Origin of the sequence: Nocardia sp. NPDC059177 (genome assembly GCF_042755165.1) — a bacterium.
Lineage (GTDB): Bacteria > Actinomycetota > Actinomycetes > Mycobacteriales > Mycobacteriaceae > Nocardia.
In genome coordinates this window covers 125,598-148,834 of the sequence record NZ_JBHZBX010000006.1, presented here as the reverse complement: position 1 = coordinate 148,834, position 23,237 = coordinate 125,598, and the positions used below count along the sequence as shown (strand labels likewise).

General features: G+C 71.9%; 17 protein-coding genes. 9 read left to right on the top strand and 8 right to left on the bottom strand.

Going from position 1 to position 23,237, the window contains the following annotated elements:
- Window positions 1-122: 122 nt before the first annotated feature.
- From recC to ACFXK0_RS10020, 3 genes are all read left to right on the top strand, one after another.
- On the top strand, window positions 123-3,668 hold the full coding sequence (gene recC / locus ACFXK0_RS10030) for an exodeoxyribonuclease V subunit gamma (RefSeq protein ID WP_379409663.1): 3,546 nt from the start codon (window positions 123-125) through the stop codon (window positions 3,666-3,668).
- Window positions 3,665-7,030, top strand: a complete 3,366-nt coding sequence (locus tag ACFXK0_RS10025) for a UvrD-helicase domain-containing protein (protein ID WP_379409662.1) — start codon at window positions 3,665-3,667, stop codon at window positions 7,028-7,030. The genes recC and ACFXK0_RS10025 overlap by 4 nt, the downstream gene beginning before the upstream one ends.
- A gap of 70 nt (window positions 7,031-7,100) precedes the next feature.
- A complete protein-coding gene (locus ACFXK0_RS10020; RefSeq protein WP_379409661.1) occupies window positions 7,101-9,161 on the top strand; it encodes an AAA family ATPase in 2,061 nt (686 codons plus the stop codon).
- Here the strand turns inward: ACFXK0_RS10020 and ACFXK0_RS10015 are convergent, their stop codons facing one another.
- From ACFXK0_RS10015 to ACFXK0_RS10000, 4 genes are all read right to left on the bottom strand, one after another.
- Window positions 9,162-11,405 (bottom strand): DUF4153 domain-containing protein, encoded by a 2,244-nt coding sequence (locus ACFXK0_RS10015; protein ID WP_379409660.1) that lies wholly within the window; start codon window positions 11,403-11,405, stop codon window positions 9,162-9,164. It lies immediately after the preceding gene.
- A 69-nt stretch (window positions 11,406-11,474) separates the two neighbouring features.
- A complete protein-coding gene (locus tag ACFXK0_RS10010; RefSeq protein ID WP_379409659.1) occupies window positions 11,475-12,494 on the bottom strand; it encodes an ATP-binding protein in 1,020 nt (339 codons plus the stop codon).
- A complete protein-coding gene (locus ACFXK0_RS10005; protein WP_379409658.1) occupies window positions 12,491-13,192 on the bottom strand; it encodes a response regulator in 702 nt (233 codons plus the stop codon). Before ACFXK0_RS10005 ends, ACFXK0_RS10010 begins: the two co-directional genes overlap by 4 nt.
- A gap of 68 nt (window positions 13,193-13,260) precedes the next feature.
- Entirely contained in the window at window positions 13,261-13,941 is a 681-nt protein-coding gene (locus ACFXK0_RS10000) for a TetR/AcrR family transcriptional regulator (protein WP_379409657.1), read from the bottom strand.
- Window positions 13,942-14,107: 166 nt separating this feature from the next.
- Here ACFXK0_RS10000 and ACFXK0_RS09995 point away from each other — a divergent pair, with 166 nt between their 5' ends.
- The 5 genes from ACFXK0_RS09995 (at window position 14,108) to ACFXK0_RS09975 (ending at window position 18,552) form a co-directional block, all read left to right on the top strand.
- A complete protein-coding gene (locus ACFXK0_RS09995; RefSeq protein ID WP_379409656.1) occupies window positions 14,108-15,682 on the top strand; it encodes a succinic semialdehyde dehydrogenase in 1,575 nt (524 codons plus the stop codon).
- Window positions 15,683-15,710: 28 nt separating this feature from the next.
- On the top strand, window positions 15,711-16,538 hold the full coding sequence (locus ACFXK0_RS09990) for an SDR family NAD(P)-dependent oxidoreductase (RefSeq protein ID WP_379409655.1): 828 nt from the start codon (window positions 15,711-15,713) through the stop codon (window positions 16,536-16,538).
- A 168-nt stretch (window positions 16,539-16,706) separates the two neighbouring features.
- On the top strand, window positions 16,707-17,081 hold the full coding sequence (locus tag ACFXK0_RS09985; RefSeq protein ID WP_379409654.1) for an ArsR/SmtB family transcription factor: 375 nt from the start codon (window positions 16,707-16,709) through the stop codon (window positions 17,079-17,081).
- Window positions 17,078-18,157, top strand: coding sequence for an ACR3 family arsenite efflux transporter (arsB, locus tag ACFXK0_RS09980; protein WP_379409653.1), 1,080 nt, complete (start codon window positions 17,078-17,080; stop codon window positions 18,155-18,157). The genes ACFXK0_RS09985 and arsB overlap by 4 nt, the downstream gene beginning before the upstream one ends.
- Window positions 18,154-18,552 carry an arsenate reductase ArsC gene (locus tag ACFXK0_RS09975; RefSeq protein WP_379409652.1) on the top strand — a complete coding sequence of 133 codons (399 nt, stop codon included), beginning with the start codon at window positions 18,154-18,156 and terminating at the stop codon, window positions 18,550-18,552. The genes arsB and ACFXK0_RS09975 overlap by 4 nt, the downstream gene beginning before the upstream one ends.
- Before the next feature lie 18 nt (window positions 18,553-18,570).
- Here the strand turns inward: ACFXK0_RS09975 and ACFXK0_RS09970 are convergent, their stop codons facing one another.
- Both ACFXK0_RS09970 and ACFXK0_RS09965 read right to left on the bottom strand, forming a co-directional pair.
- Window positions 18,571-19,380, bottom strand: a complete 810-nt coding sequence (locus ACFXK0_RS09970) for a putative protein N(5)-glutamine methyltransferase (protein WP_379409651.1) — start codon at window positions 19,378-19,380, stop codon at window positions 18,571-18,573.
- A gap of 38 nt (window positions 19,381-19,418) precedes the next feature.
- Window positions 19,419-20,291 (bottom strand): YdcF family protein, encoded by an 873-nt coding sequence (locus ACFXK0_RS09965; protein ID WP_379409650.1) that lies wholly within the window; start codon window positions 20,289-20,291, stop codon window positions 19,419-19,421.
- 170 nt (window positions 20,292-20,461) lie between these two features.
- On the opposite strand from ACFXK0_RS09965, the gene ACFXK0_RS09960 reads away from it, so the two are divergent.
- Window positions 20,462-21,313: a bifunctional 5,10-methylenetetrahydrofolate dehydrogenase/5,10-methenyltetrahydrofolate cyclohydrolase gene (locus tag ACFXK0_RS09960; RefSeq protein ID WP_379409649.1), complete on the top strand. Its 852-nt coding sequence runs from the start codon at window positions 20,462-20,464 to the stop codon at window positions 21,311-21,313.
- Between the two features lie 24 nt (window positions 21,314-21,337).
- Here ACFXK0_RS09960 and ACFXK0_RS09955 read toward each other — a convergent pair whose 3' ends face one another.
- Both ACFXK0_RS09955 and ACFXK0_RS09950 read right to left on the bottom strand, forming a co-directional pair.
- Window positions 21,338-22,360, bottom strand: a complete 1,023-nt coding sequence (locus tag ACFXK0_RS09955) for a hypothetical protein (protein ID WP_379409648.1) — start codon at window positions 22,358-22,360, stop codon at window positions 21,338-21,340.
- Window positions 22,361-22,468: 108 nt separating this feature from the next.
- Window positions 22,469-23,221 carry a L,D-transpeptidase family protein gene (locus ACFXK0_RS09950; protein ID WP_379409646.1) on the bottom strand — a complete coding sequence of 251 codons (753 nt, stop codon included), beginning with the start codon at window positions 23,219-23,221 and terminating at the stop codon, window positions 22,469-22,471.
- Window positions 23,222-23,237 lie beyond the last annotated feature (16 nt).

Genomic DNA, 23,237 nt, shown 5'->3' with positions numbered 1-23,237 from the left:
CCCGGCGCCGCCGCGCAGGCGCGACGGTAACGCGTTGCACTGTGGCCCATTTCACTCGCCCGGTGCGGTGGTGGCACCGGGCCGCACGATTGCGCGTCGGTCGCTGGGCGTATAAACGACGGATGCCGCTGCACCTCCATCGCGCCGAACGCGCCGACGCGCTGGCCGACGGACTGGGTGCGGTGCTGGGCGCCGCGCCCGCCGATCCGTTCACCACCGAGGTGGTCGCGGTGCCGGCCAAAGGCGTGGAGCGCTGGCTCGCGCAGCGGCTGTCCAGCGTGCTCGGTGTGACGGGCACCGGCGACGGTATCGCCGCCAATATCGCCTTCCCCGCACCGGCGGCCCTGGTCGCCGAGGTGCTCGCCGCGGCGAGCGGGGTGGCCCCCGCTGACGATCCGTGGGCCGGGCAGCGGCTGGTGTGGACGCTGCTGCGGGTGATCGACGAGGCCGCCGCGCAGCCGTGGGCCGCGGTCCTGGCCCGCCACCTCGGCCTGCCCGGCGCCGGTCACCGGGTCGGCAGGCGCTACGCCACCGCCGCGCACCTGGCGACTCTGTTCGATTCCTATGCCGCGCAACGCCCGCGGGTACTGCTGGACTGGGCGGCGGGCACCGACACCGACGGCGCGGGCAACCCGATCCCCGACGATCTCGCCTGGCAGCCGCCGCTGTGGCGGGCCCTGCGCACGGCCGTCGGCGCCCCGAGCCCCGCCGAACGCCTGGCCGCGGCCTGCGCCCGCCTGCGCACCGACCCCACCTCGGTGGACCTGCCGGAACGGCTGTCGGTCTTCGGCCTGACCCGCCTGCCCGCCGACCAGCTCGCCGTCCTCACCGCACTCGCCGAGCACCGCGAGGTCCACCTGTGGCTGGCGCACCCGAGCCCGGCGATGTGGTCGGCGGTGTCGGCGATACGACCGGCCACCGGTGGTGCCCCGTTCGTCGCGACCGATCACCCCGCAGGTGCAGAGGCGTCGACGGGTGGTGCCGGCGCGCACCCGGGTGGTCGGAATGTCGGCGCTGCCGAGACGGCGAGCGGTGTCGGTGGGGACGAGGGTGGGCGGTCGGTCGGCGAAGCCGGGCCCGACACAGCAGCCACGGGTGATCGCGCAGGCGCTCGTGGCGGGTTCGCCGGGCCCGGTCGCTCGTGTCCGCGTGCCCTCGACGATTCCGTCGATGTGGTGCGGCACCCCTTGCTGGCCGGGCTCGCCCGTGATGTGCGGGAATTGCAGCAGCGCCTGAATCCCGTGCTGGACACCGATATTCATCGTCCCGCCGAGATTCCCGCGCAGGGCCTGCTCGGCGCGGTGCAGGCGGCGATCCGTGACGATCTGGCGCCCGCTGCGGGTGCGGTCGCGGACGGGACGGTCGAGATCCATGCCTGTCACGGGCCCGCGCGGCAGGTCGAGGTGCTGCGGGATCTGCTGCTCGCCACCTTCGCCGCAGATCCGACCTTGGAACCGCGCGATGTGCTGATCATGTGCCCGGATGTGGAGGCGTTCGCGCCGCTGGTGCGGGCCGCGTTCGGGCAGCGCGGCGCTGGTGCGGTGGATGTGCCCGCCGAGGGCGAGCATCCCGCGCATCAGCTGCGCGTGCGCCTGGCCGATCGCGGGCGGGCGGTGACGAATCCGATGCTGGCGGTGGTGCTCGAGCTGCTCGAACTGGCCGACGGACGCGTCACAGTGACACAGGTGCTCGATCTGGCGGCGAGCGAGACCGTGCGCCGCCGTTGCGGTTTCGACGACGACGATATCGAGCGCCTGCGCGAATGGGCGGCCGAGTCGGGGGCCCGCTGGGGGATCGGGCAGCGCCAGCGCGAGGCGTTCGGCCTGGCCGACTTCGCGCAGAACACCCTCAATGCCGCCGTGGACCGCATCCTGCTCGGCGTCACCGCCGACGAATCCGGCGACGACTGGCTGGATCTGGCGCTACCGCTCGACGACGTCGACTCCAACGACGTCGACCTGGCCGGGCGCTTCGCCGAGTTCGTCGACCGGCTCGCGGTGTGCTTGCGCGACCTGCGCGGCCCGCGGCCCGCCGCCGAATGGACCGCGGTCTTGCTGCGCGCGGTCGACCTGCTCACCGACGTGCCCGACGCGCACTCCTGGATTCGCACCGAGGCCCGGCGCGAGATCGTCGCCGCCACCGAACACGCCGCGGCGACCCCGCTGCGGCTGGCCGATGTGGCGGTACTGCTGACCGGACGGCTCGCCGGCGGGCCCGGCCGGGCCAACTTCCGCACCGGCGAGCTCACCGTCTGCACCCTGGTGCCGATGCGCTCGGTGCCGCACCGGGTGGTCGTCCTGCTCGGCCTCGACGACGACGTCTTCCCCCGCCCCGGCACCGTCGACGGCGACGACCTGCTCGCCCGCGACCCGCTCGTCGGCGAACGCGACGCCCGCAGCGAGGACCGGCAACTGCTCCTCGATGCCGTCCTGGCCGCCGGCGAGAAGCTGCTGATCCTGCACACCGGCGCCGACCCGGTGACCGGGGCGTCGCGCCCGCCCGCGGTCCCGGTGGCCGAGCTCCTGGATGTGCTCACCACGCACGTCGGTCCGGCCGCCATGGCTGCGGTGCACATCCGGCATCCCTTGCAGTCCTTCGACCGCCGCAATTTCGCGCCCGAACACCCCCGCAGCTTCGACACCGTCGCCCTGGCCGGTGCGCGCGCGGCGGCGAGGCCACCGAAACCCCGGCCGCCGCTGCTGCCCGAACCGCTCCCGCCGCTGCCGCCCGGCGACATCGCCCTGGCCGAACTGATCGCCTTCGCCGAACATCCGGTGCGTGCCTTCCTCTGGCAGCGCCTCGGGCTGCGCGTGCCCGAGGAATCCGAGGACATCGCCGACCAGCTGCCGATCGAACTCGACGGACTGGCGAAATGGGACCTGGGCGAACGCATGCTCACCGCCCGGCTCACCGGCGCCGACCCGGCGGGCCTGCGCGCCGCCGAATGGCGCCGCGGCAGCCTGCCGCCCTTCGCCTTCGGCGCCGAGGTGCTCGACGAGGTCGAAGGCACCGTCGACACCCTCGTGCGCACCGCGCAGCCCGACTACGAGGCGCCTCCGCGCGCCGTCGACATCGCCGTGGACCTGGGCAACGGCCGCACCCTCGCCGGCACCGTGCCCGAGGTGCGCGGCGAGACACTGGTGCGCACCACCTATTCGCGGCTGGCGCCGAAACACCGGCTGGCCGCCTGGGTGTCGCTGCTGGCATTGGCCGCCACCGAGGACCGGTCCTGGCGCGCGATCAGCACCGGGCGCGGGCAATTCCGCAGCAGGCCGGTGACCCGGTCGGTCATCGTCGCGCCGGAACCGCCCGCGGCACTGGCGATCCTGCGCGATCTGGTCCGGCTGCGCGACGAAGGATTGTGCGCGCCGCTGCCGGTCGCCCCGGCCGCCACCGCCGCCTACGCCGAACGCCGCTTCCGCGGTGACAGTCTCGCCGACGCCCTGCTCGCCGCCGAGCACGCCTTCGACGGCGGCCCCAACGGGCCCGACAAATTCGGCGACCACACCGACCGCTACCTGCGCTATGTGTGGGGCCGCGCACCGCGATTCGGCGGTCTCGCCGCCACACCCGCACCGCCCGGCGAACCCGAGAGCACCCATTTCGGGGCGATCGCGCGCCGCTGGTGGGCGCCGCTGCTGGCCGCCGAGCGTCAGGAGCAGCCGTGACCGGCACGATCTCGGCCCCTGCCGCCTTCGACGCCGCGGGTCCGCTGCCCGCGGGCACCACCGTGCTGGAAGCGAGCGCGGGCACCGGCAAGACCCACGCCATCGTCGGCCTGGCCGTCCGCTACGTGGCCGAGGCGGGCATCGCGATCACCGAACTGCTGCTGGTGACCTTCAGCCGCGCCGCCACCCAGGAACTGCGCGAACGCACCAGAGACCGCTTCGTCACCGTCGCCACCGCACTGGCCGATCCCGACACGGCCCGCGCGCACCCCGACGACCTGGTCCGCGCGCTCGCCGCGACCGACCCCGCCACCGTGCGCCTGCGCAGACACCGATTGCTCACCGCCCTGGCCGATTTCGACGCGGGCACCATCGCCACCACGCATTCGTTCTGTCAGCGCATGCTCGACGAACTCGGCCTGGCCGGCGAACACGATCCCGGTGCGCGCCTGGTCGAATCGGTCGACGACCTCGTCGCCACCGTCGCCGACGACCTGTACCTGGCCCGCTACGCCCGCGACCGCGCCCCCTTCACCCTGCGCGAGGCACACACCCTCGCGCTGGCCGCCGTGCACGACCGCCACGCCGAGCTGACCCCGCGCACCGACGGCGCGGCCGGCGAGCGGGTCGCCTTCGCCACCGCAGTGCGCGCGGAGACCGAACGCCGCAAACGCCGGGCCGGCCTGCGCGATTTCGACGACCTGCTGGTGTTACTGCACGACGTGCTCGCCGACCCCGAGCACGGACCGCGCGCCCGAGCCCGCATCCGGCAGCGGTATCGCGTCGCACTGGTCGACGAATTCCAGGACACCGACCCGCTGCAATGGGACATCCTGCGCCTGGCCTTCCACGAACACGCCACCCTCGTCCTGGTCGGCGACCCCAAGCAGGCCATCTACGCCTTCCGTGGCGCGGAGGTGCTCAGCTACCTCGATGCCGTCGCCCTCGCCCAGCGCCGCAGCGAACTCACCCGCAACTGGCGCAGCGACGCCGGGCTGCTGCGCGCGATCGACCATCTGTGCGGCGGTGCCGAACTGGGACACCCGGAGATCAGCGTCTACCCGGTGACCCCGACGCAACCGGCGACCCGGCTGCACGGCGACCCCGAGGTGATCACCCCGCTGCGGATGCGGGTGCTGCCGCGCACCGGCGCGGGCCCGCGCAACCGTTCGGGGTTCCCGGCGGTCGGCAGGCAGCGCGCGAAGGTCGCCGACGATCTGGCCGCCGACCTGGTGACTCTGCTCGAATCGGGTGCCACCATCGCCGCCAAACCCGAACGCGGCGCGGATCATTCGCTGACCGAGGTCGGTGACGGGCGGGTCAGCAGGCCGATCGGGCCCGGCGACATCGCCGTGCTGGTGCGGACCCGGACCCAGATCGACGTGGTGCGCGCGGCGCTGGACCGGGTGGGTGTCGCCTCGGTGCTGGCCGGGGGCACCAGCGTGTTCGCTACACCGGCGGCCACCGATTGGCTGTGGGTGCTGCGCGCGCTGGAACAACCGCATCGCGGTGACCGGGTGCGGCTGGCCGCGTGTACCCCGATCCTCGGCGTCACCGTCACCGAGATCGATGCCGGCGGCGCGGATCTCGTCGGCCGGGTGTCCACCCAGCTGCGGGAGGCGGCCCGGCTGTTCGGGCGCGCCGGGTTCGCCGCCGTCTTCGACAAACTGGCCACCGAGACCGATCTCGCGCCCCGGCTGCTGGCCGGGGAGAACGGCGAACGTGAACTCACCGACCTGCGTCACCTCGCGCAGTTGCTCGACGAGGTCGCCGTCGCCGAGGGGCTCGGGCTGACCGCGCTGACCCGCTGGCTCGCCGACCGGGTCCGCGATCCGGAGGCGGGCAGTGTCAGCGGGCGCAGCCGCCGGCTCGATCGCGACGCCGCTGCGGTGCAGATCGCCACCGTGCACGCCAGCAAGGGACTCGAGTTCCCGATCGTCTACCTGCCGTTCGCGTGGGACAGCGCCAAGAACCCGTACCCGGCCACGCTGCTGTTCCACGACGACAGCGGCACCCGCGTCCTCGATATCGGCGGCAAAGCGGCGCCCGGCTACGGTGAACGCCAATTGCGCTGTGAGGCAGAGGAATCCGGGGAAGAACTGCGGCTGCTGTATGTCGCGCTGACCAGGGCCATGTGCCAGGTCGTTGCCTGGTGGGCGCCCGCGATCACCACCGCCGCTGCCCCGCTGCACCGGATGGTGCTGGGCAGGCGGCCGGGATCGGCGCAGGTGCCGCGCCGCGCCGACATCCCCGCCGACACCGCGGCCGTGCAGCGGCTCACCGAATGGGCCGCGCCGGCGAGCGAGGTCATCTCGGTGACCGCGGTCGATCGCCCCGAGGACGTGGCCCCGCGCCGCGTCCGCACCGAACTGCCGACCGGCGAGCTGGCCGCCGCCGCGTTCACCCGCACCCTCGACCAGCAGTGGCGCCGGACCTCCTACTCCGCGCTCACCGCGGGCGCGCACGATCTCGCCGGGGTGAGCGAGGGCGAGCCCGAGGACGGGCCGGGCCCCGACGACGAACCCACCGAGGCACCCCTGGACGCGATGACCGGCAGTACCGCGGCACCGTCGCTGATGAACGCGCTGCCCTACGGCGCCGAGTTCGGCACGCTCGTACACGGTGTGCTCGAGACCGTCGACACCTCGGCCGCCGATCTCGCCGCCGAGGTGCGCGCGCAGTGCGTGGCGGCGGTCGAACACACGATGGCCGAACTCGACGTCGACGTGCTGTCGGCCGCGCTGCTCGAAGTGCTGCGCACCCCCGCCGATTTCGGCTCGCTGGCCGCCCTCGCCACCCGCGACCGGCTGTGCGAACTGGAATTCGAACTGCCGCTCGGCGGCGGCGACAGTCCGGGCGCGCGGACAGCGAGTATGCACGCCGTCGCCGACCTGCTGCGCACCCACCTGCCCGCAGGCGACGACCTGCGCGGCTATGCCGACCATCTCGCGGCCCTGCCCGACACCGTGCTGCGCGGCTATCTCACCGGCAGCATCGACGCCGTCCTGCGCGTCCCCGACGGCACCGGATCGCACCGCTATGTGATCGTCGACTACAAGACCAACCGTCTCGGCACCGGCGATCTCACCGTCGAGCACTACCGCCGCGACCACATGATCACCGAGATGATCCGCTCGCACTATCCCTTGCAGGCATTGCTGTACGCCGTCGCCCTGCACCGCTACCTGCGCTGGCGGTTGCCCGGCTACGACCCCGCCCGGCACCTCGGCGGCGCCCGCTACCTGTTCGTGCGCGGCATGATCGGCGCGGACACGCCACCGGGACACGGCATCCTCGACTGGTATCCACCCGCGGAACTGGTGGTTGCGCTGTCGGATCTGCTGGCGGGAGGCGCATCGTGACCGCCGTCGGGGTACTCGGGCCGTGCGGGGCCGCGGGCGAGGGCCGGGCGCCGGCGAGCGGAGGCGGGCGATGACGTCGATCCAGGTGGCGCAGCGCGGAACCGGGTTGCTGCGGGTGTTCAACGAGGCGGGGATCTTGTCCGCGGCCGATGTGCACGTGGCCGTGCGGCTGGGCCGGATGGGACACGAGGACAGCGAGGACGTGCTGTTCGCGGCGGCGCTGGCGGTGCGTGCGGTGCGGTCGGGTTCGGTGTGCCTGGAGCTGGCGCGGATGCGCGAGATCGGTGTCGACGCCGACGAAACCCGTGACACCGCAACAGGAATCGACCCGGCGATGCTGCCGTGGCCGGACGAGGACCGGGTGCTGACCGCGCTGCGGCGCAGCCCGCTGATCACCGGCGGGCAGCGCGGGCCGCTGCGGCCGCTGCGGCTCGTGGAAGCCGATGCCGAGGGCGGCGCGCTGCTCTACCTCGACCGCTACTACCAGCAGGAACAGACCCTGCGCCGGGTGCTCACCGAGCGCGGCGCCGACCATCCGGTGATCGACACCGACCTCGTTCGCGCGGAACTGGACCGGCTCTTCGCCGACCCACTCGGCGCCGGCCCCGACCGGCAGCGGCTGGCCGCGGCACTGGCCGCCACCCACTGGACCACCGTGGTCGCCGGTGGGCCCGGCACCGGCAAGACCCACACCATCGCCCGCATTCTCGCCCTGCTCACCGCGCACCGCCGCGCGAGCCCCAAGCTGCCCGCCCTGCGCATCGCCCTCGCCGCCCCCACCGGCAAGGCCGCTGCCCGGCTGCAAGAAGCCGTCCGAGAACAGGCCGCCGAACTCGGACTCCCCGAACTCACCGCGTCGACCCTGCACCGGCTGCTCGGCTGGCAGCGCGGCCGCACCACGAGATTCCGCCACCACGAACACAATCGGCTGCCCTACGACGTGGTGGTGGTCGACGAGACGTCCATGGTGTCGCTGACCATGATGAGTCACCTGTTCTCCGCCCTGCGCCCCGACACCCGCCTGGTCCTCGTCGGCGACCCCGACCAGCTCGCCTCGGTGGACGCGGGCGCTGTGCTGGCCGATCTGGTCGCGGGTCCGGTGCGTAGCACGCCCAATCCGGTGCTGGCCGGACTGCTCGAGCCGGCCGACGCCGGAGCGACCACAGATGGTTCCGATCCGGCGGCGCGCGCGGAATCGGCCGGCGGGGGATCGGCGCTCGGGGCGGGTTCCGATCCGGTGCGGTGCTCGGACGCGGTAGCGGGGGATTCGTCACTCGGCGACGGCTCGGGCGCGCTCGCCGGTCCTGAAATCACCAGGGCGACAGGGCAATCAGATCCGGAATCGCTGAGCTCGCTGGAACAGCGCAGGCTGCGCGGTGGGATCGTCCGGTTGACCAGGGGCAGGCGATTCGGTGGGCACATCGCCGACCTGGCCGTCGCGGTCCGCGCCGGTGACGCGGACGCCGCGCTCGCGATTCTGCGGGCCGGCGGCGACGATGTGTCGCTGTGCGCGCCGGAGGACACCGCCGCCGTGCGCGCCGACGTCACCGCGTCGGCGCTGGCGGTGACCGCGGCGGCGGAGGCGGGTGACGCGGTCGGCGCGCTCACCGCGCTGGAATCGCATCGGCTGCTGTGCGCGCACCGGCAGGGCCCGTTCGGTGTCGAACGCTGGGACCGGCAGGCCGCCGACTGGGCAGCCGCCGGTGGCGCGGGACCCGAAGGGCCCCAGGCGGTCTGGTATCCGGGCCAGCCGCTGCTGGTCACCGCCAACGATCACGAGGCGCGCATCTACAACGGCGACACCGGCGTCATCGTCCGCCGCCCCGACGGTTCGCTGCGCGCCGCCCTGCAACGCGGCAGCGAACCGTATCTGGTGCATCCCACCCAGTTCCCGGCGGTGGTCACCGTGTTCGCGATGACCATCCACCGCAGCCAGGGCAGCCAGTACGACACCGTCTCGGTGGTGCTGCCCGAACCCGAATCCACGCTGCTGACCAGGGAACTGCTCTATACCGCCATCACCCGCGCGCGCAGCCACGTGCGGATCATCGGCACCGAGGAATCCATTCGCGCCGCCATCGGCCGCCGGGTGCTCCGGGCCAGCGGACTGGCCAGGAGCGGGCGGGCGTAGTCAGCGCGCGGAACTGCGCGAGAGGTTCCACGCCCACCAGGGGTCGCTGTCCAGATCCGCGAGGATCGGGGTCTCGATCTCGGTGCGCAGCGGCGCGGGCAGCTCGGTCAGCGCGGGCAGGACGTCGGGGGAGAGCTCGCGCAGATAGCTGGTGTCGAGGCGTTCGCCGTCCTGCCAGCGGGCGATATTGCGTTCGGCGACAAAGCGTTCCGGGTTCAGCAGGGCCAGCGCGATGAGGGTGGCGAGCGCGGTGCCGATCGCCGCGCGCGACACCCAGCTCCAGCGCAACCGCGCGATCGCGACCAGTACGAGCACATACACCAGGCCGACCCACAGCTCACACACCTCGACCAGCAGCCGCAGCACGGTGAACCCGTAGGCCTGCTGGTAGGTCCACATCCGGCCCAGTGCCGAGCACACGATGACCAGTGTCAGCACACTCAGACCGCTGAGCAGTACTCGCAGCCAGCGCCGGTCCGCCGCGGATTCCTGGGCCGACCAGTGCAGGACGGCGAGGATCACGCCGAGAGTCAGAATGCTCACCGCCGACAGCTGCCAGAAGCCGCTGCGCGCGTACTCGGCGTAGGTCAATCCCGAGGTCCGCTGCACGTAGTCGTCGCCACCGAACAGCGCGACGAACTGGGCGCCGACGAACACCGCGAACAGCACAGTCAGCGCACCGACCGGCAGCACCCACTCACCACGCGACCACAGCCGCCGTGGGCGGCTCCCCGCCGAGGCTGCGGTGGGTGGTCCGGCCAGCAGGTACAGCGCGCCGAGGGCGCCCATCCCGACGACGGCGAACAGCACAATCCACTGCCACGCCGACGCGGCGTCGACCTCGGGTACCAGGCCGTTCAGCAGTCCGGCGAAGGTCGCGTCGGCCCCGCCGAGCAACGGCACGAACACCACCAGCAGCGCCACGGTCGCCCCGACCGACACCCCGTAGCGCCCCCAGCCGCGCGTGTTCGGCCGCACCCGGCTCGTCCCCGAGAACGCCCACGGCACCGCCCCGAACACCGCCAACGGCACCGCGATCATGTCGTGCACCACCCCCCGCGAACTCCGCCGCCCGAGCACCGCCAGCGACCCGGCCACACACGCCGCCAGCACACACAGCACGAACAACCACCCGGCCGCCCGCACCGCCCCGACCCCCAGCAACACCAGCGCCGCCCCAGCCCACCAGGCCCGATCCCGCAACCCGGGCCGCGCCGCCCCGTCACCCGAGTCCAACCCGCTCGCCGTGGTCGCGCCCGCTCCGGGCACCGGCGTCGCCGGCCCAGCTCCCGCCGCGGGCAGATCGCCAGTGCCTGGCACTGTCACCGGCGAATTCCCGCCCGGAGCCGCACTGTCACGACTCGCGGCGAGAGCCTGCCGGGCAACCTCGGACAATCCACTCGCGGGCCCCGCCTCGGTCACCGAGTCCTTCACCGGCACAATACTTTCAGCGTCCGCACCAACGACGAGCGCAACCGGCTCGGCGCCCGCCGCGCTCACGTTGTCGACATCAGCGGTCTCGGCTTGTGGTGCTCCCGCCTCGCTGATGACTGCCGCGGCTGAATCGGCGTGTGCTGCGCCTGCCGTGTCGGTGTCGGCGTCACTCTCCGCTCGCGCCGCGCCCGCCTTGATGACATCGACCGCGGGCATCGAGCCCGCGGGCTCCCGGGAATCCGCCGCGGTCGTCCCGGCATCGGTCCGCGACCCGGCATCCCCGGCCCTGGCACCGCCGTCTCCGGACGCGGCGGAGTGGGCTTCAGCCGCAGCCGCCTCGCTGATGTCGACGGCAGATTCGTCGAGCGGGGCCTTGCCGAGACTGCGGGCGCGGTAGTCGACGGCGCACAGGGCGGCGGTGATGGCCGCGCCGGTGAGGAACCAGCCGATACCGGGGCGATCGAGGGGGATCAGGGTGGCGCCGACGATCCCCGCTACGGCCGCGGCGGGGAGGACACCGGCGGGGCGGGCGACGAGCTGCCAGCGGCTAGGGACCGCAGGTAGCGGCGGCGGCGGCGGTGGCATCGGGGGCATGGTGCCGGCGGTACCGGACTGGTTCCGGCTGGTGGCGTGCAGCTGGGCGATCCCGCTGGACTGTTGCCCGGCATCCGATTTCGCCGGTACCGGAGCCTGCGGCCAGGGGATGGGCGGTCCATCGAGCACAGCGACGGGGTCATCGACCGTCGGGGTCGGGTCCGGGTCGGACGTGGATTGTCGGTCCGTGCGGTCGGGTGTGGGTTCTTCGCTCATGGTGGGTCCCCTCGGAGGTGCGGGATCGGCCCCGGACCGGGTGGTCGGGGTGCTGATCGGGAAGGTGGGTCAGATGGTGGGCAGGACGACGCGGATGCGGGAACCGGGGCCTGCCACGGCGATACTGCCGCCGTGCAGGTCGACCACCCAGCGCGCGATGGCCAGGCCGAGGCCGGTGCCGCCGCCGTCGGTGCGGCCGCCGCGGGTGAAACGGTCGAAGACGGTGGCGCGGTCGGACTCCGGGATGCCGGGGCCGTCGTCCTGGATCTCGAGCACTGTCGCGTCGGGTCGGGCCAGCACCGAGACCCGCACCTCGCCGCCGGACGGGCCGTGCCGGGCCGCGTTGTCGAGCAGGTTGAACAGCACCTGGTGCAGGCGGGCCCGGTCGGCGTGGACGGTGGCGTCGGCGGGCTCGATCGCGGTGGTGAACCGGACACCGCGTCCCAGCGCTGCCGTCATCACCTCGGCCTCGGCGATCACCTCGGCGAGTAGCGGTGCCAGCGGCAGCGTTTCGCGGTCGAGGGTGAACGCGCCCGCCTCGATACTGGACAGGTCGAGCAGTTCCGAGACCAGCAGCCCGAGCCGTTCGGTCTGCGCGAGCGCGGTCCGCAGCGTCGCCGGATCGGGTTCGCTCACCCCGTCGACGAGGTTCTCCAGCACAGCGTGCAATGCCGTCACCGGCGTGCGCAGTTCGTGGGACACATTGGCGATGAGGTCACGGCGCTGCCGGTCGGCCGCGGCCAGATCGGCGGCCATCTGATTGAACGCCGACGCCAGCTGTCCCACTTCGTCGCGGGAGGAGGCGCGCACCCGGAAGCTGTAGTCGCCGTGCGCCATCCGGCGCGCCGCGGCGGTCATCTCGCGCAGCGGACGGGTGATGCCGTGTGCCAGGAACTGCGAGGTCACCAACGCGATCACCATGGCGGTGAGGGTGGTGAAGGTGGGCAGCCAGCCGAGTCGCGACCAGAAGTAGGCGAACGCGACCGCACCGGAACACACCATCAGCACGGCCAGTTTCAGTTTGATCGAGCGCAGCCGGTCCAGCGGGCGGGGGAGCCGTTCGGCGACGCGATCGAGCAGCGTGGTCATCGCGGCTCCAGGGCGTAGCCGACACCGTGCACGGTGCGGATCAGATCGGCACCGAGCTTGCGCCGCAACGCTTTCACGTGACTGTCGACCGCGCGGGTGCCCGCCGCGTCCGACCAGTCCCAGACGTCCTCGAGCAGCCGCTCCCTGGCCAGCACCGCCCGTGGCCGTTGCGCGAGCCGGGCCAGCAGCTCGAATTCCAGTGGCGTGAGCCGGGCTTCGGTCTGTCCGCGCCACACCCGGCGCTGATCGAGATCGATGCGCAGATCCCCGACGAGGATGCTGGCCTCGCCCCGGTCGGCGGCCCGCTCCACCCGCCGCAGCAGCGCGTGCACCCGCGCGGCGAGCACCCGCAGCGAGAACGGCTTGGTGAGATAGTCGTCGGCGCCGACGCCGAGGCCGATGAGCTGATCGGTCTCGTCGGTGCGCGCGGTGAGCATGAGCACCGGTACGTGCCGGTCGGCCTGGATCCGGCGGCACACTTCCAGGCCGTCGAAACCGGGCAGCATCACATCCAGTACCACCAGATCGGGTTCCCCCGCCGCGGCCGCGGCCACCGCTCCCGGTCCGTCGTGGGCGAGCTCCACGTGGAAGCCCTCGGCGCGTAGTCGCGCCGCCACCGATTCGGCGATCGTCACCTCGTCGTCCACGACCAGCACCCGGCGCGCCGCCGGTCCTGTCGTGCCCCCAGTGAGTTCCATGCCCAGACCCTAGCGAGCGGCTGTGGAGAGGACCGTCCGGAAGTTGTGGAGATTCTGTGTGGACCGGCTCACGCGTCCGGGAAGATCCCGGGCAGTTCCATCGCGTAGGCGAGATCGTCGCGGGTGCCCAGGGTGACCAGCAGCACGCGGATCATGGTGACCCTGGCCTCGGTCGCCAGCGCGGGATCGGGGTCGCTGCCCGGCGCGGTGCCCACAGTGAGCCGGTAGACGATGTATTCGCACACGTGCAGCGCCGCGTCCAGATCGAGCGCGGCCGGGATCGGGCGGCCGAGCTCGCCGAAGGTCTTGCGGACCAGATCGCGGATGTCGTCGAGCGCGCGTTCGCGATAGGCCGACACCGGCGAACCGGGATCGTGCAGTTCGGCGAACAGCGGCCGCAGCATCGGCCCGTGCCCGCGCGCCCAGTCGACATAGGCGTCGATCAGCCGGATACCGAGCTGGACCGGCTCGTCGGTCCCGGTCAGCGCGGCCCTGATGCCACCGACCAGGCCGTCGTTGGAGGCGTCGAGCACCGCGCGCAGCGGCTCGGAGGCATTGCCGAAATAGCGGTAGAAGGTGGGCCGGGCCAGTCCGGCCTGCTCGATGATCTGGGCGACGCTCAGCCCGCGCGAACCGTTGCGGGCGAACACCGCCGCGGTCGCCTCGACGATGCGGGCGCGGACCTCCTCGGCCTGCTCCTCGGTCTGCGGCGGCCGCCCACGGCGGACCGCGGCCGGATCTGCGGTCATCGCACCTCCTCACACCCTTCGGACCTCGACGGAAAGCTTGACACGGTACCGGGCGCAACTATTAATCTAACACCAGTGTTCAGCAAATAGCCGACCGAGCGCGACCGCTCCGGCGCGCTGCCGACCGCCGCTTGCAGTACCCATCTGATGAGGAGAAGGGCCGACAATGACGACAGCCCCCGAGCTGACCGCCGAACCCACCGCGCTGCCGACCGCCCTGGTCAAGCCCCTGTTCGACCGCGCGGTCGCCGGTGGCGCGCCCGCGGTGGCGGTCTTCGCCCCGGCCACCGGACACAAGATCGGCGACCTGCCGCAGTCCTCGATCGCCGATATCGACCGCGCCTTCGCCGTCGCCCGCCACGCCCAGCGCGACTGGGCCAAGGTGCCGGTCAAGGAGCGCGTGGAGATCGTGCGCCGCTTCCACGACATCGTGCTCGCCGAGCAGGACACCATCCTCGACATCGTGCAGACCGAGACCGGCAAGTCCCGCCCGCACGCCTTCGACGAGGTCGCCGACGTCGCCCTGAACTCGCGCTACTACGCCGCCGTCGCGCCCAAGCTGCTCGCCGACCGCAAGCCGCGCGGCGTGCTGCCGGTGCTCACCTCCATCGAGGTGCACCACCGGCCCAAGGGCGTCGTCGCGGTCATCTCGCCGTGGAACTACCCGCTGGCGCTGTCGGCCTCCGACGCGCTGCCCGCCCTGGTCGCAGGCAACGCCGTCATCGCGCGCCCCGACAACCAGACCGCGCTGTCGGCCCTGTGGGCCATCGACGCCGCCGAGCGCGCCGGATTGCCGCGCGGACTGTGGCAGGCGGTGCTCGGGCGCGGCCGCGAGATCGGCGGCGACGTGATCGCCCGCGCCGACTACGTCGACTACACCGGCTCCAGCGCGACCGGCCGCACCATCGCCCAGCAGGCCGGCGAGCGGCTGATCGGGTACTCCCTCGAGCTCGGCGGCAAGAACCCGCTGCTGGTGCTCGCCGACGCCGATGTCTCCAAGGCGGCCCGGCTGGCCGTGCGGGCCTGCTTCTCCTCGGCCGGTCAGCTGTGCGAGTCGATGGAGCGCATCTACGTCGATTCGAGTGTCTACGACCAGTTCGTCGCCGAATTCGTCGGCAATGTCAAGAACATGTCGCTCGGCGGCGAACTCGACTACAGCCGCGACATGGGCTCGCTGACCTTCCAGCGTCAGCTCGACACCGTCACCGCACACGTCGACGACGCCGTCGCCAAGGGCGCCAAGGTACTCGCCGGTGGCCGTGCCCGCCCGGACCTGGGCCCGTACTTCTACGAGCCGACCGTGCTGGTCGACGTGCAGCCGGGCATGACCGTCTACCGCGAGGAGACCTTCGGCCCGGTCGTGTCGGTGTACGAGGTCGACTCCGACGAGGCCGCCATCGAGGCAGCCAACGACACCGCCTACGGCCTCAACGCCAGCGTGTGGAGCAAGGACGCCGAGCGCGGCAAGAGCGTGGCCGCGCGGATCAATGCCGGCTCGGTCAATGTCAACGAGGGCTTCGTCGCGGCCTGGGGCAGCGTCGACGCGCCCTCCGGCGGCCTGGGCATCTCGGGGCAGGGCCGTCGCCACGGTCCCGAGGGCCTGCTGAAGTACATCGACACCCAGACCGTCGCGGTGCAGCGCGTGCTGCCGATCGCGCCGCTGCCCGGCATGTCCGAGCAGATGTGGGCCAAGACGATGACGCTGGTCTTCGGCGTCATGAAGACGCTGCGCCAGAAGTAGCAGCGCGAACAGAGCAGGGGATAGGCAGATGAAGTTGGAAACGGTCGCGGGCAAGCGGGTGCTGGTCACCGGCGCCGCCATGGGCCTGGGCAAGCTGTTCGCCGAGCACGCGGTACGCGAAGGCGCCGACGCGGTGGTGCTGTGGGACGTCAACGAGCTCGCCCTGCGCGAGACCGCGGCGCAGCTGACCGCCCAGGGCGGCAAGGTGCACCCGTACGTGGTCGACGTGTCCTCGCAGGACTCCATCAAGGAGAACGCCGAGGCGGTCCGCAAGGAGGTCGGCGGCATCGACATCCTGGTCAACAACGCAGGCATCGTGCGCGGCAACACCTACTTCTGGGAAACCGAGAACCGCGCCGACATCGACAAGACCATGGCGATCAACTCGCTGGCGCCGATGTACATCGCGCTGGAGTTCCTGCCCGGCATGGTCGCCGGCGCCGGCGAGGCGCGCATCCTCAACATCGCGTCCTCGGCCGGTCTGGTCGCCAACCCGCGCATGGCCGTCTACGCGGCCTCGAAGTGGGCGGCGCTGGGCTGGTCGGACTCGGTGCGCCTCGAGCTCGAGCAGGCGGGTCATCAGCACGTCAAGGTCACCACGGTGTGCCCGACCTACATCAACACCGGCATGTTCGACGGCGCCAAGGGCATCCTGTTCACCCCGATGCTCGAGCAGCACGACGTCGTCGACACCTCGTGGTCGGAGATGAAGAAGGGTGGCGCCCTGGTGGTGCTGCCGTGGACCTCGCGGATGAACCGTGCGCTGACCGGCCTGCTGCCGATCAAGATCCGCGATCTCTACCTCAACGCGGTGGGCGTCTACCACTCGATGGACCAGTTCACCGGCCGCAAGTAGCTCCACCGGCCGAGAACGGTTGTCGACCGGTCGGCCGTGGCGAATTCGGAAAACCGAAGCGCCACGGCCGATCCATGAGCTGGATCGTGTGTGGCGAGCGGGCCGGTGCGGGCGAGTTCACCCGGTGTCCGTTTGCTCCACTGTTTCGATATCTGTCAATATCGATGGATGTCGAACCAAGAGCTGCCGCTGAGTGTGGCCGCGCCGGGGTGTGCGCCCACACCCAGCACCCGCCCGCCGATGACCGGCGAAACCGCGGCCGAGCTGGCCACGGTGTTCAAAGCCCTGGCCGACCCGGTCCGGCTGCGTCTGCTCTCCGCGATCGCGGCCCGCGCCGACGGCGAAGCTTGCGTGTGCGATCTGTCGGCCGGGATCGATGTCACCCAGCCGACTATCTCGCACCACCTCAAAGTGCTGCGCGAGGCCGGGCTGCTCACCAGTGAACGCCGCGCCTCCTGGGTCTACTACCGGGTCGTCCCGCAGGCGCTGACCAGGCTGGCCGATGTGCTCACGGCCGAGGCCGCGACGGTGATCAGCGCGTGAGCACCACCACCGACACCCCCGCCGTCGTCGGCAAACTCTCCACCCTGGACCGGTTCCTGCCCGTCTGGATCGGCGTGGCCATGGCCGCCGGCCTGCTGCTGGGCCGCCTGATCCCGGGCCTGGGCGACGCCGTGAGCGCGATCGAGGTCGACGGGATCTCGCTGCCGATCGCCATCGGGCTGCTGATCATGATGTATCCGGTGCTGGCCAAGGTCCGCTACGACCGCCTCGACACCGTCACCGGCGACCGCCGACTGCTGCTCAGCTCCCTGATCCTGAACTGGGTGCTCGGCCCGGCATTGATGTTCGCCCTGGCCTGGCTGCTGCTGCCGGACCTGCCCGAATACCGGACCGGGCTGATCATCGTCGGCCTGGCCCGCTGCATCGCCATGGTCATCATCTGGAACGACCTCGCCTGCGGCGACCGCGAAGCCGCCGCCGTCCTCGTCGCCTTGAACTCGGTGTTCCAGGTGATCATGTTCGCCGTCCTCGGCTGGTTCTACGTCTCGGTCCTGCCGGGCTGGCTCGGCCTGGAACAGACCACCATCGACACGTCACCGTGGCAGATCGCGAAATCGGTGCTGATCTTCCTCGGCATCCCCCTGCTCGCCGGATTCCTCACCCGCCGTTTCGGCGAACGCGCCAAGGGCCGCGACTGGTACGAATCCAGCTTCCTGCCCAAGATCGGGCCATGGGCGCTCTACGGGCTGCTGTTCACCATCGTGATCCTGTTCGCTCTGCAAGGCGACCAGATCACCTCCCGGCCCTGGGACGTCGTCCGGATCGCGATCCCGCTGCTGGCCTACTTCGCCATCATGTGGGGCGGCGGCTACGCCCTCGGCGCGCTGCTCGGCCTGGGCTACGAGCGCACCACCACCCTCGCGTTCACCGCCGCGGGTAACAACTTCGAGCTCGCCATCGCCGTCGCGATCGCCACCTACGGCGCCACCTCCGGCCAGGCCCTGGCCGGAGTCGTCGGCCCGCTCATCGAAGTTCCCGTCCTGGTCGCCCTGGTCTACGTGTCGCTGTCGCTGCGCCAACGATTCCCCACCACCGAAAGGCTCAGCGCCCCATGACCACCAAGCCCAGCGTGCTGTTCGTCTGCGTGCACAACGCCGGCCGCTCCCAGATGGCCGCCGGATTCCTGGCCCACCTCGCCGGCGACGCCATCGAGGTCCGCTCCGCAGGCAGCGCACCCGCCGATCAGCTCAACCCAGCGGCGGTCGCGGCCATGGCCGAACTCGGCATCGACATCGCCGATCAGACCCCGAAAATCCTCACCTACGACACGGTGGAAACCTCCGATGTGGTGATCACCATGGGCTGCGGTGACACCTGCCCCGTCCTGCCCGGCATCAGCTACCGCGACTGGGCCCTGGACGACCCCGCCGGCCAGGGCCTCGACGCGGTCCGGCCGATCCGCGACGAGATCAGGACCCGCGTCGAAGCGTTGATCACCGAACTCCTGTAGCGGCCGTCACGCACCCGGTCAGGCCGGATCGGTACGCGTGCCGATCGCGACGGTGGCGTAGTACTCCTCGGAGTGCTCGATCCGCGGCTCCAGCCCGTGGGCGAGCAGCGCGGCACACGCGGCATCGGTCTGCCCGGTCCCGATCTCGATCAGGACCGACCCGCCCGGTCCCAGCCAGCCTGCGGCGCCCGCGACGACCCGGCGGAACACGTCGAGGCCGTCCGCGCCGCCGTCGAGGGCGACCAGCGGTTCGTGCTCGCGCGCCTCCGGCGGCAGATCGGCCACCCGCGCGCTCGGCACATAGGGCGTATTCGCCAGCAGCACATCGACGCGCCCGCGCAGATCGGCGGGCAGGGCGTCGAACAGGTCACCGGCGAACACCGGCGCGTTCACCGGCGCGAGATTCTCCCGCGCACACGCGACCGCGACCGGATCGATATCGGCCGCGACGAGTTCCACCGTGTGCCCTTGCGCACCCAGCTCCCCGGCGGCGCTGAGCCCCAGCGCACCGCACCCGCAACACAGGTCGACCACACAGACCTGCGCGGCATCGGACGCCACCCCGGCGACGGCCTGCTCCACCAGAAACGCCGTGCGCTGGCGCGGCACGAACACTCCCGGCCGCACCCCCACCCGCAGCCCACGGAACTCCACCCAGCCGAGCAGATACTCCAGCGGTGTCCCCGTCACCCGCTGCGCCACCAGCGCGTCCAGCCGGGTGCGGTCATCGGCGGCGGCCTCGATCAGCAAGTCCGCCTCGTCTTCGGCGAAGACGCAGCCCGCGCCGCGCAGCGCCGCGATCACCTCACCCGCAGTGGTAGTACTCATGCCGAGATTGTCCCCTGCCGGGCAAATGGATTAACGCCTCAGCGCGAACTGTCGAGCTGGAAGGTGCGGGTCGCGTCCAGGTAGATCCCGCGCTGCGCGCTGCGCGCGGGCGGCGGCAACTGCGAGACCAGCTCGTCGAGCGAGGTCATCGCCCCGACGACATGCGTGCCCGCCACGATGAAATCGGCCACCGCGCGGCGGATGTGGTTCGGCGAGGTCACCACCACAGCACTGGTCGCACCGAGATCACGCAGCAACTGCGTGCTGAACAGCGCGTTCTGCACCGTCGACCCGGCTCGTTCCTCCACATGGATGCGATCGGCGGGCAGGCCGCGCCCGATCAGCCAGCGCCGCATGGCCTCGGCCTCGGAGATCCCGTTCTGCGGGTTGCCGCCGGTGACGATCACGGGGGAGAACGGCGCGGCGATCGCCTGCAACCAGGCCGCGGTCAGCCGGTTCTCCAATTCGGGACGCAGCGCGCCGTCGGGCAGCAGGCCGTAGCCGAGTACCACGATCCCGGTCTGCGGACCGACCAGCGCGGGCAGCGGATTGGGCAGGGTGGACACGGCCGCGGTGACCGCGTGCAGCACCCGGTTCGTCCCGGCCGCCATCGCGGCGTCGACCGCGCCGAGCCGGCCCAGCGCCTCGCCGACCGCCGCCGGATCACCCGCATAGTGCGACCAGATGGCTTGCAGGGCAAGCGCTTCCGCGTCGTGCGGGTCGGCGGCGATGAGCGCGCGCAGATCGGCGCGGCCCGCGGCGTCGTCACCGTCGAGGAAGTGCTGCTGCGCCGAGTTGTACAGCGCGGTCACCTCGCCTTCGGCGGTGGCCGGGCCGACCCCGGCGGTGGTGAGGGTCGCGGCCACGGCGAGCGCGGCGGCCACGTGCTTCCAATGCCTGGAGATCTTCACAACAGTCGACACCCTTCCGGCGAACGGTTCGGTACGTGCTGGCGGAGCTGAGGGCAGAGCTGGGCACACCCTACGACCGGCCGCGCCGGGCACCGGGGAACCCCGGCCGTGCCGCGTGGCGCGGCCCGGCGGTTTCGGCGCGGGCCGCGCGGCGGATAAGCTGACCCACCGTGGATACCGCTTCGCTGACCGGCAAGGAACTCGCCGCCGCCATCAATGCCGACACGTCGGTGCGCGCCGCCGCGCTCACCACCGCGGGCACCGCCCCGACGCTGGCGCTGATCGTCGCCAACGACGACCCGGCCAGCGCCTGGTACGTGAACTCCCTGCGCAAGGCCGCCGGACGGCTCGGTATCGCCTGCGAGCGCATCGATCTCGGCGCCACGGCGAGCGCCGAGCAGATCCGTGCCGAACTGACCGCGCGCAGCGCCGACCCGGCCACCGACGCGATCATGCTGCAGACCCCGCTGCCCGCCGGTGTCGCGCTCGACGACGTGAGCTCGGCCATCGCCGCGGGCAAGGACGTCGACGGGGTCAGCCCGCTGTCACTGGGCCTGCTGGCCTCCGGCCTGGACGGTTTCGTGCCCGCGACCTCCGAGGCCGTGGTCGAACTGCTCAAGCATCACGGCATCGCCCTCGAGGGCAGGCTCGTGACCGTGGTCGGCCGCTCCAATATCGTCGGCAAGCCGCTGGCGCATCTGCTGCTGGCCGAGAACGCGACGGTCACTGTGGCGCATTCGCGCACCGCCGACCTGGCCGCGGTCACCACCCCCGCCGATATCGTGGTCGCCGCCGCGGGCCGGATCGGGCTGGTTACCGGCAAGCACATCGGCGAGGGCGCGGTCGTGGTCGACGTGGGCACCAACGAGGCCCCCGACGGCGGCATCGTCGGTGACGTCGACGCCGCCTCGGTGCTCGGCAAGGCCGCCGCGCTGAGCCCGGTGCCCGGCGGTGTCGGCCCGGTGACCACCGCGCTGCTCATGCGCCATGTGGTCGTTGCCGCCGAAAAAGCCCGCGGCTGACCGTTTTTCGCACCTCGACCGGGTCTAGCGGACCGGCCCGATCGAGGTGATCAGCGTCTTGCCGCCGACCACGGCGGTCCCGACCAGCTGCGGGTTGTAGCGGATCGGCACCTCGTCGGGCCGGTACTCGGTGATGGTGACCAGGTACTGGCCGTCCTCGCTGCCCGGCACGATCGCCAGGCAGTGGGTGGTCCCGGCCGGGATGGTGTCGATACCGGCCTGGATGTCGGCGCCCGAGGGCAGCGCGGCATTCGCGGCCACCAGCGTGCGCGCCTGATCGCCCGAACGCGCCACGTAGTACGCGTGCTGGAAGGCCAGAATCGCCGAGACGCCGCTGTCGGTGCCACCGGGGCCGTTGCCCTGGATCTGGTTGCCGACCTGCTCGGCGGGGCAGGAGCCCGCCGCGGTCGTCACCGCCGGGGTCTCGATGGGGCTGCTCGCGGCCGTGGATGCCGGTGCGGGACCGCGGAATTGGAGATAGCCGCCACCGATCAGCGCGGCGCCGGCGACCGAGGCGGCCAGCGGGGCGACCCAGCGCGGCACACTGCGCCTGCGGGAGCGGTCGATCATCCGGGCGAAGACCTCGTCGTCACCGTTGTAGTCCGGTGCGGGCCGGGCGGATTCGGTGTCCGGGCCGGGCGCAGGGGGCTCCCACGGCGCCCGGTGACCGATGGTCTCGGGGGCGCGGGTGTCCGGGGTGATGATCGGCAGTTCGTCGGTGTCGGGGCCGTTGTCAGGCTCCTCGATCGCGAACGCCGTATCCGGCAGGGCATGGCGCGCAACGGGATCGAACCGGCCGCCGACGACCGGCAGGCGGTCGGTGGGGAAACTGTCCTCGGTGACGATCGCGGCGACCGGGATGACCGGGATCCCGGCGGGCGTGGTCGGACCGCCCTCGACGCGATGACGGGGCCCGGCCGGCGACGGCTCGGCCGACTCGGTCAGCCGCCGCGGGCGCGGTGCGCCGCGGTCGCGACCGGTTCGGTGCGCCGACCCCGGGTCGTGCTGCCGAGCCCCGATCGGTCTGTGTGCATCCGGTCGATCCATCGCCCCACCTTCATCAGGCTGTCGCCGTCAGGTCTGTCTCGCAACGATTTCGTTACGGGCACGATACTGCGCTGACGGTGGGATCGCCGAATGCCACGAGGGATCAGTTCACCAGTGGATGTAGACCTGATCGCCGATGCCGACGTTCTCGTAGTACCAGGCGGCGTCGTCGGGGGCGAGATTGATGCAGCCGTGGCTGACATTGGCGTTGCCCTGGGAGTCCACCGACCACGGCGCGGAGTGCACGAACACCCCACCCCAGGTGAGCCGCACGGCCCATTCACCGTCGATGATGTAGCCCTCGGGGGAGTCCAGCGGGATGCCGATGGTGCGCGAATCGAACACCAGCGAACGGAACTTCTCCAGCACGGAGAAGGTGCCCGTCGGTGTCTCGAAGCCCGGCTTGCCCATCGACGCAGGCATCGTGCGGACCACCTGGCCGCCGATGCTGACGGTGAAGGTGTGCGCCGACAGGTTCGCCTCGGCGTACACGCCACCGTTGGTCTGGAATTCGGTGCGCTGATCACCGAATCCGGCCGAAATCGGCGCGCTCGCAGGCAAAGTGCCGGTGGGCGTCCACTGCAGGTGGGTGTCGTCGAGCCAGGCGAAGGTGCCGGGCAGGGCGTCGGCGGCGCGGACCGAGGCGGCGCGTTCGGCGCCGGCCCGATCGGCGACCGGGGCCGCGAAGGTGAAGGTCACCGGCGCGGCGACCCCGACGACCTGCCCGTTCGCCGGGAAGATTCCGGTGAGTCGCGCGGTCGGGGAGTCGGCGATCTGCGCCGCGGAGGCGGCACCGGACCAGAACGCGGCGAGTACTGCCGCCATGGTCGCGACGAACAGGAAACGAAGTGCGCTCCTCATAGACGCCACCCCTTCA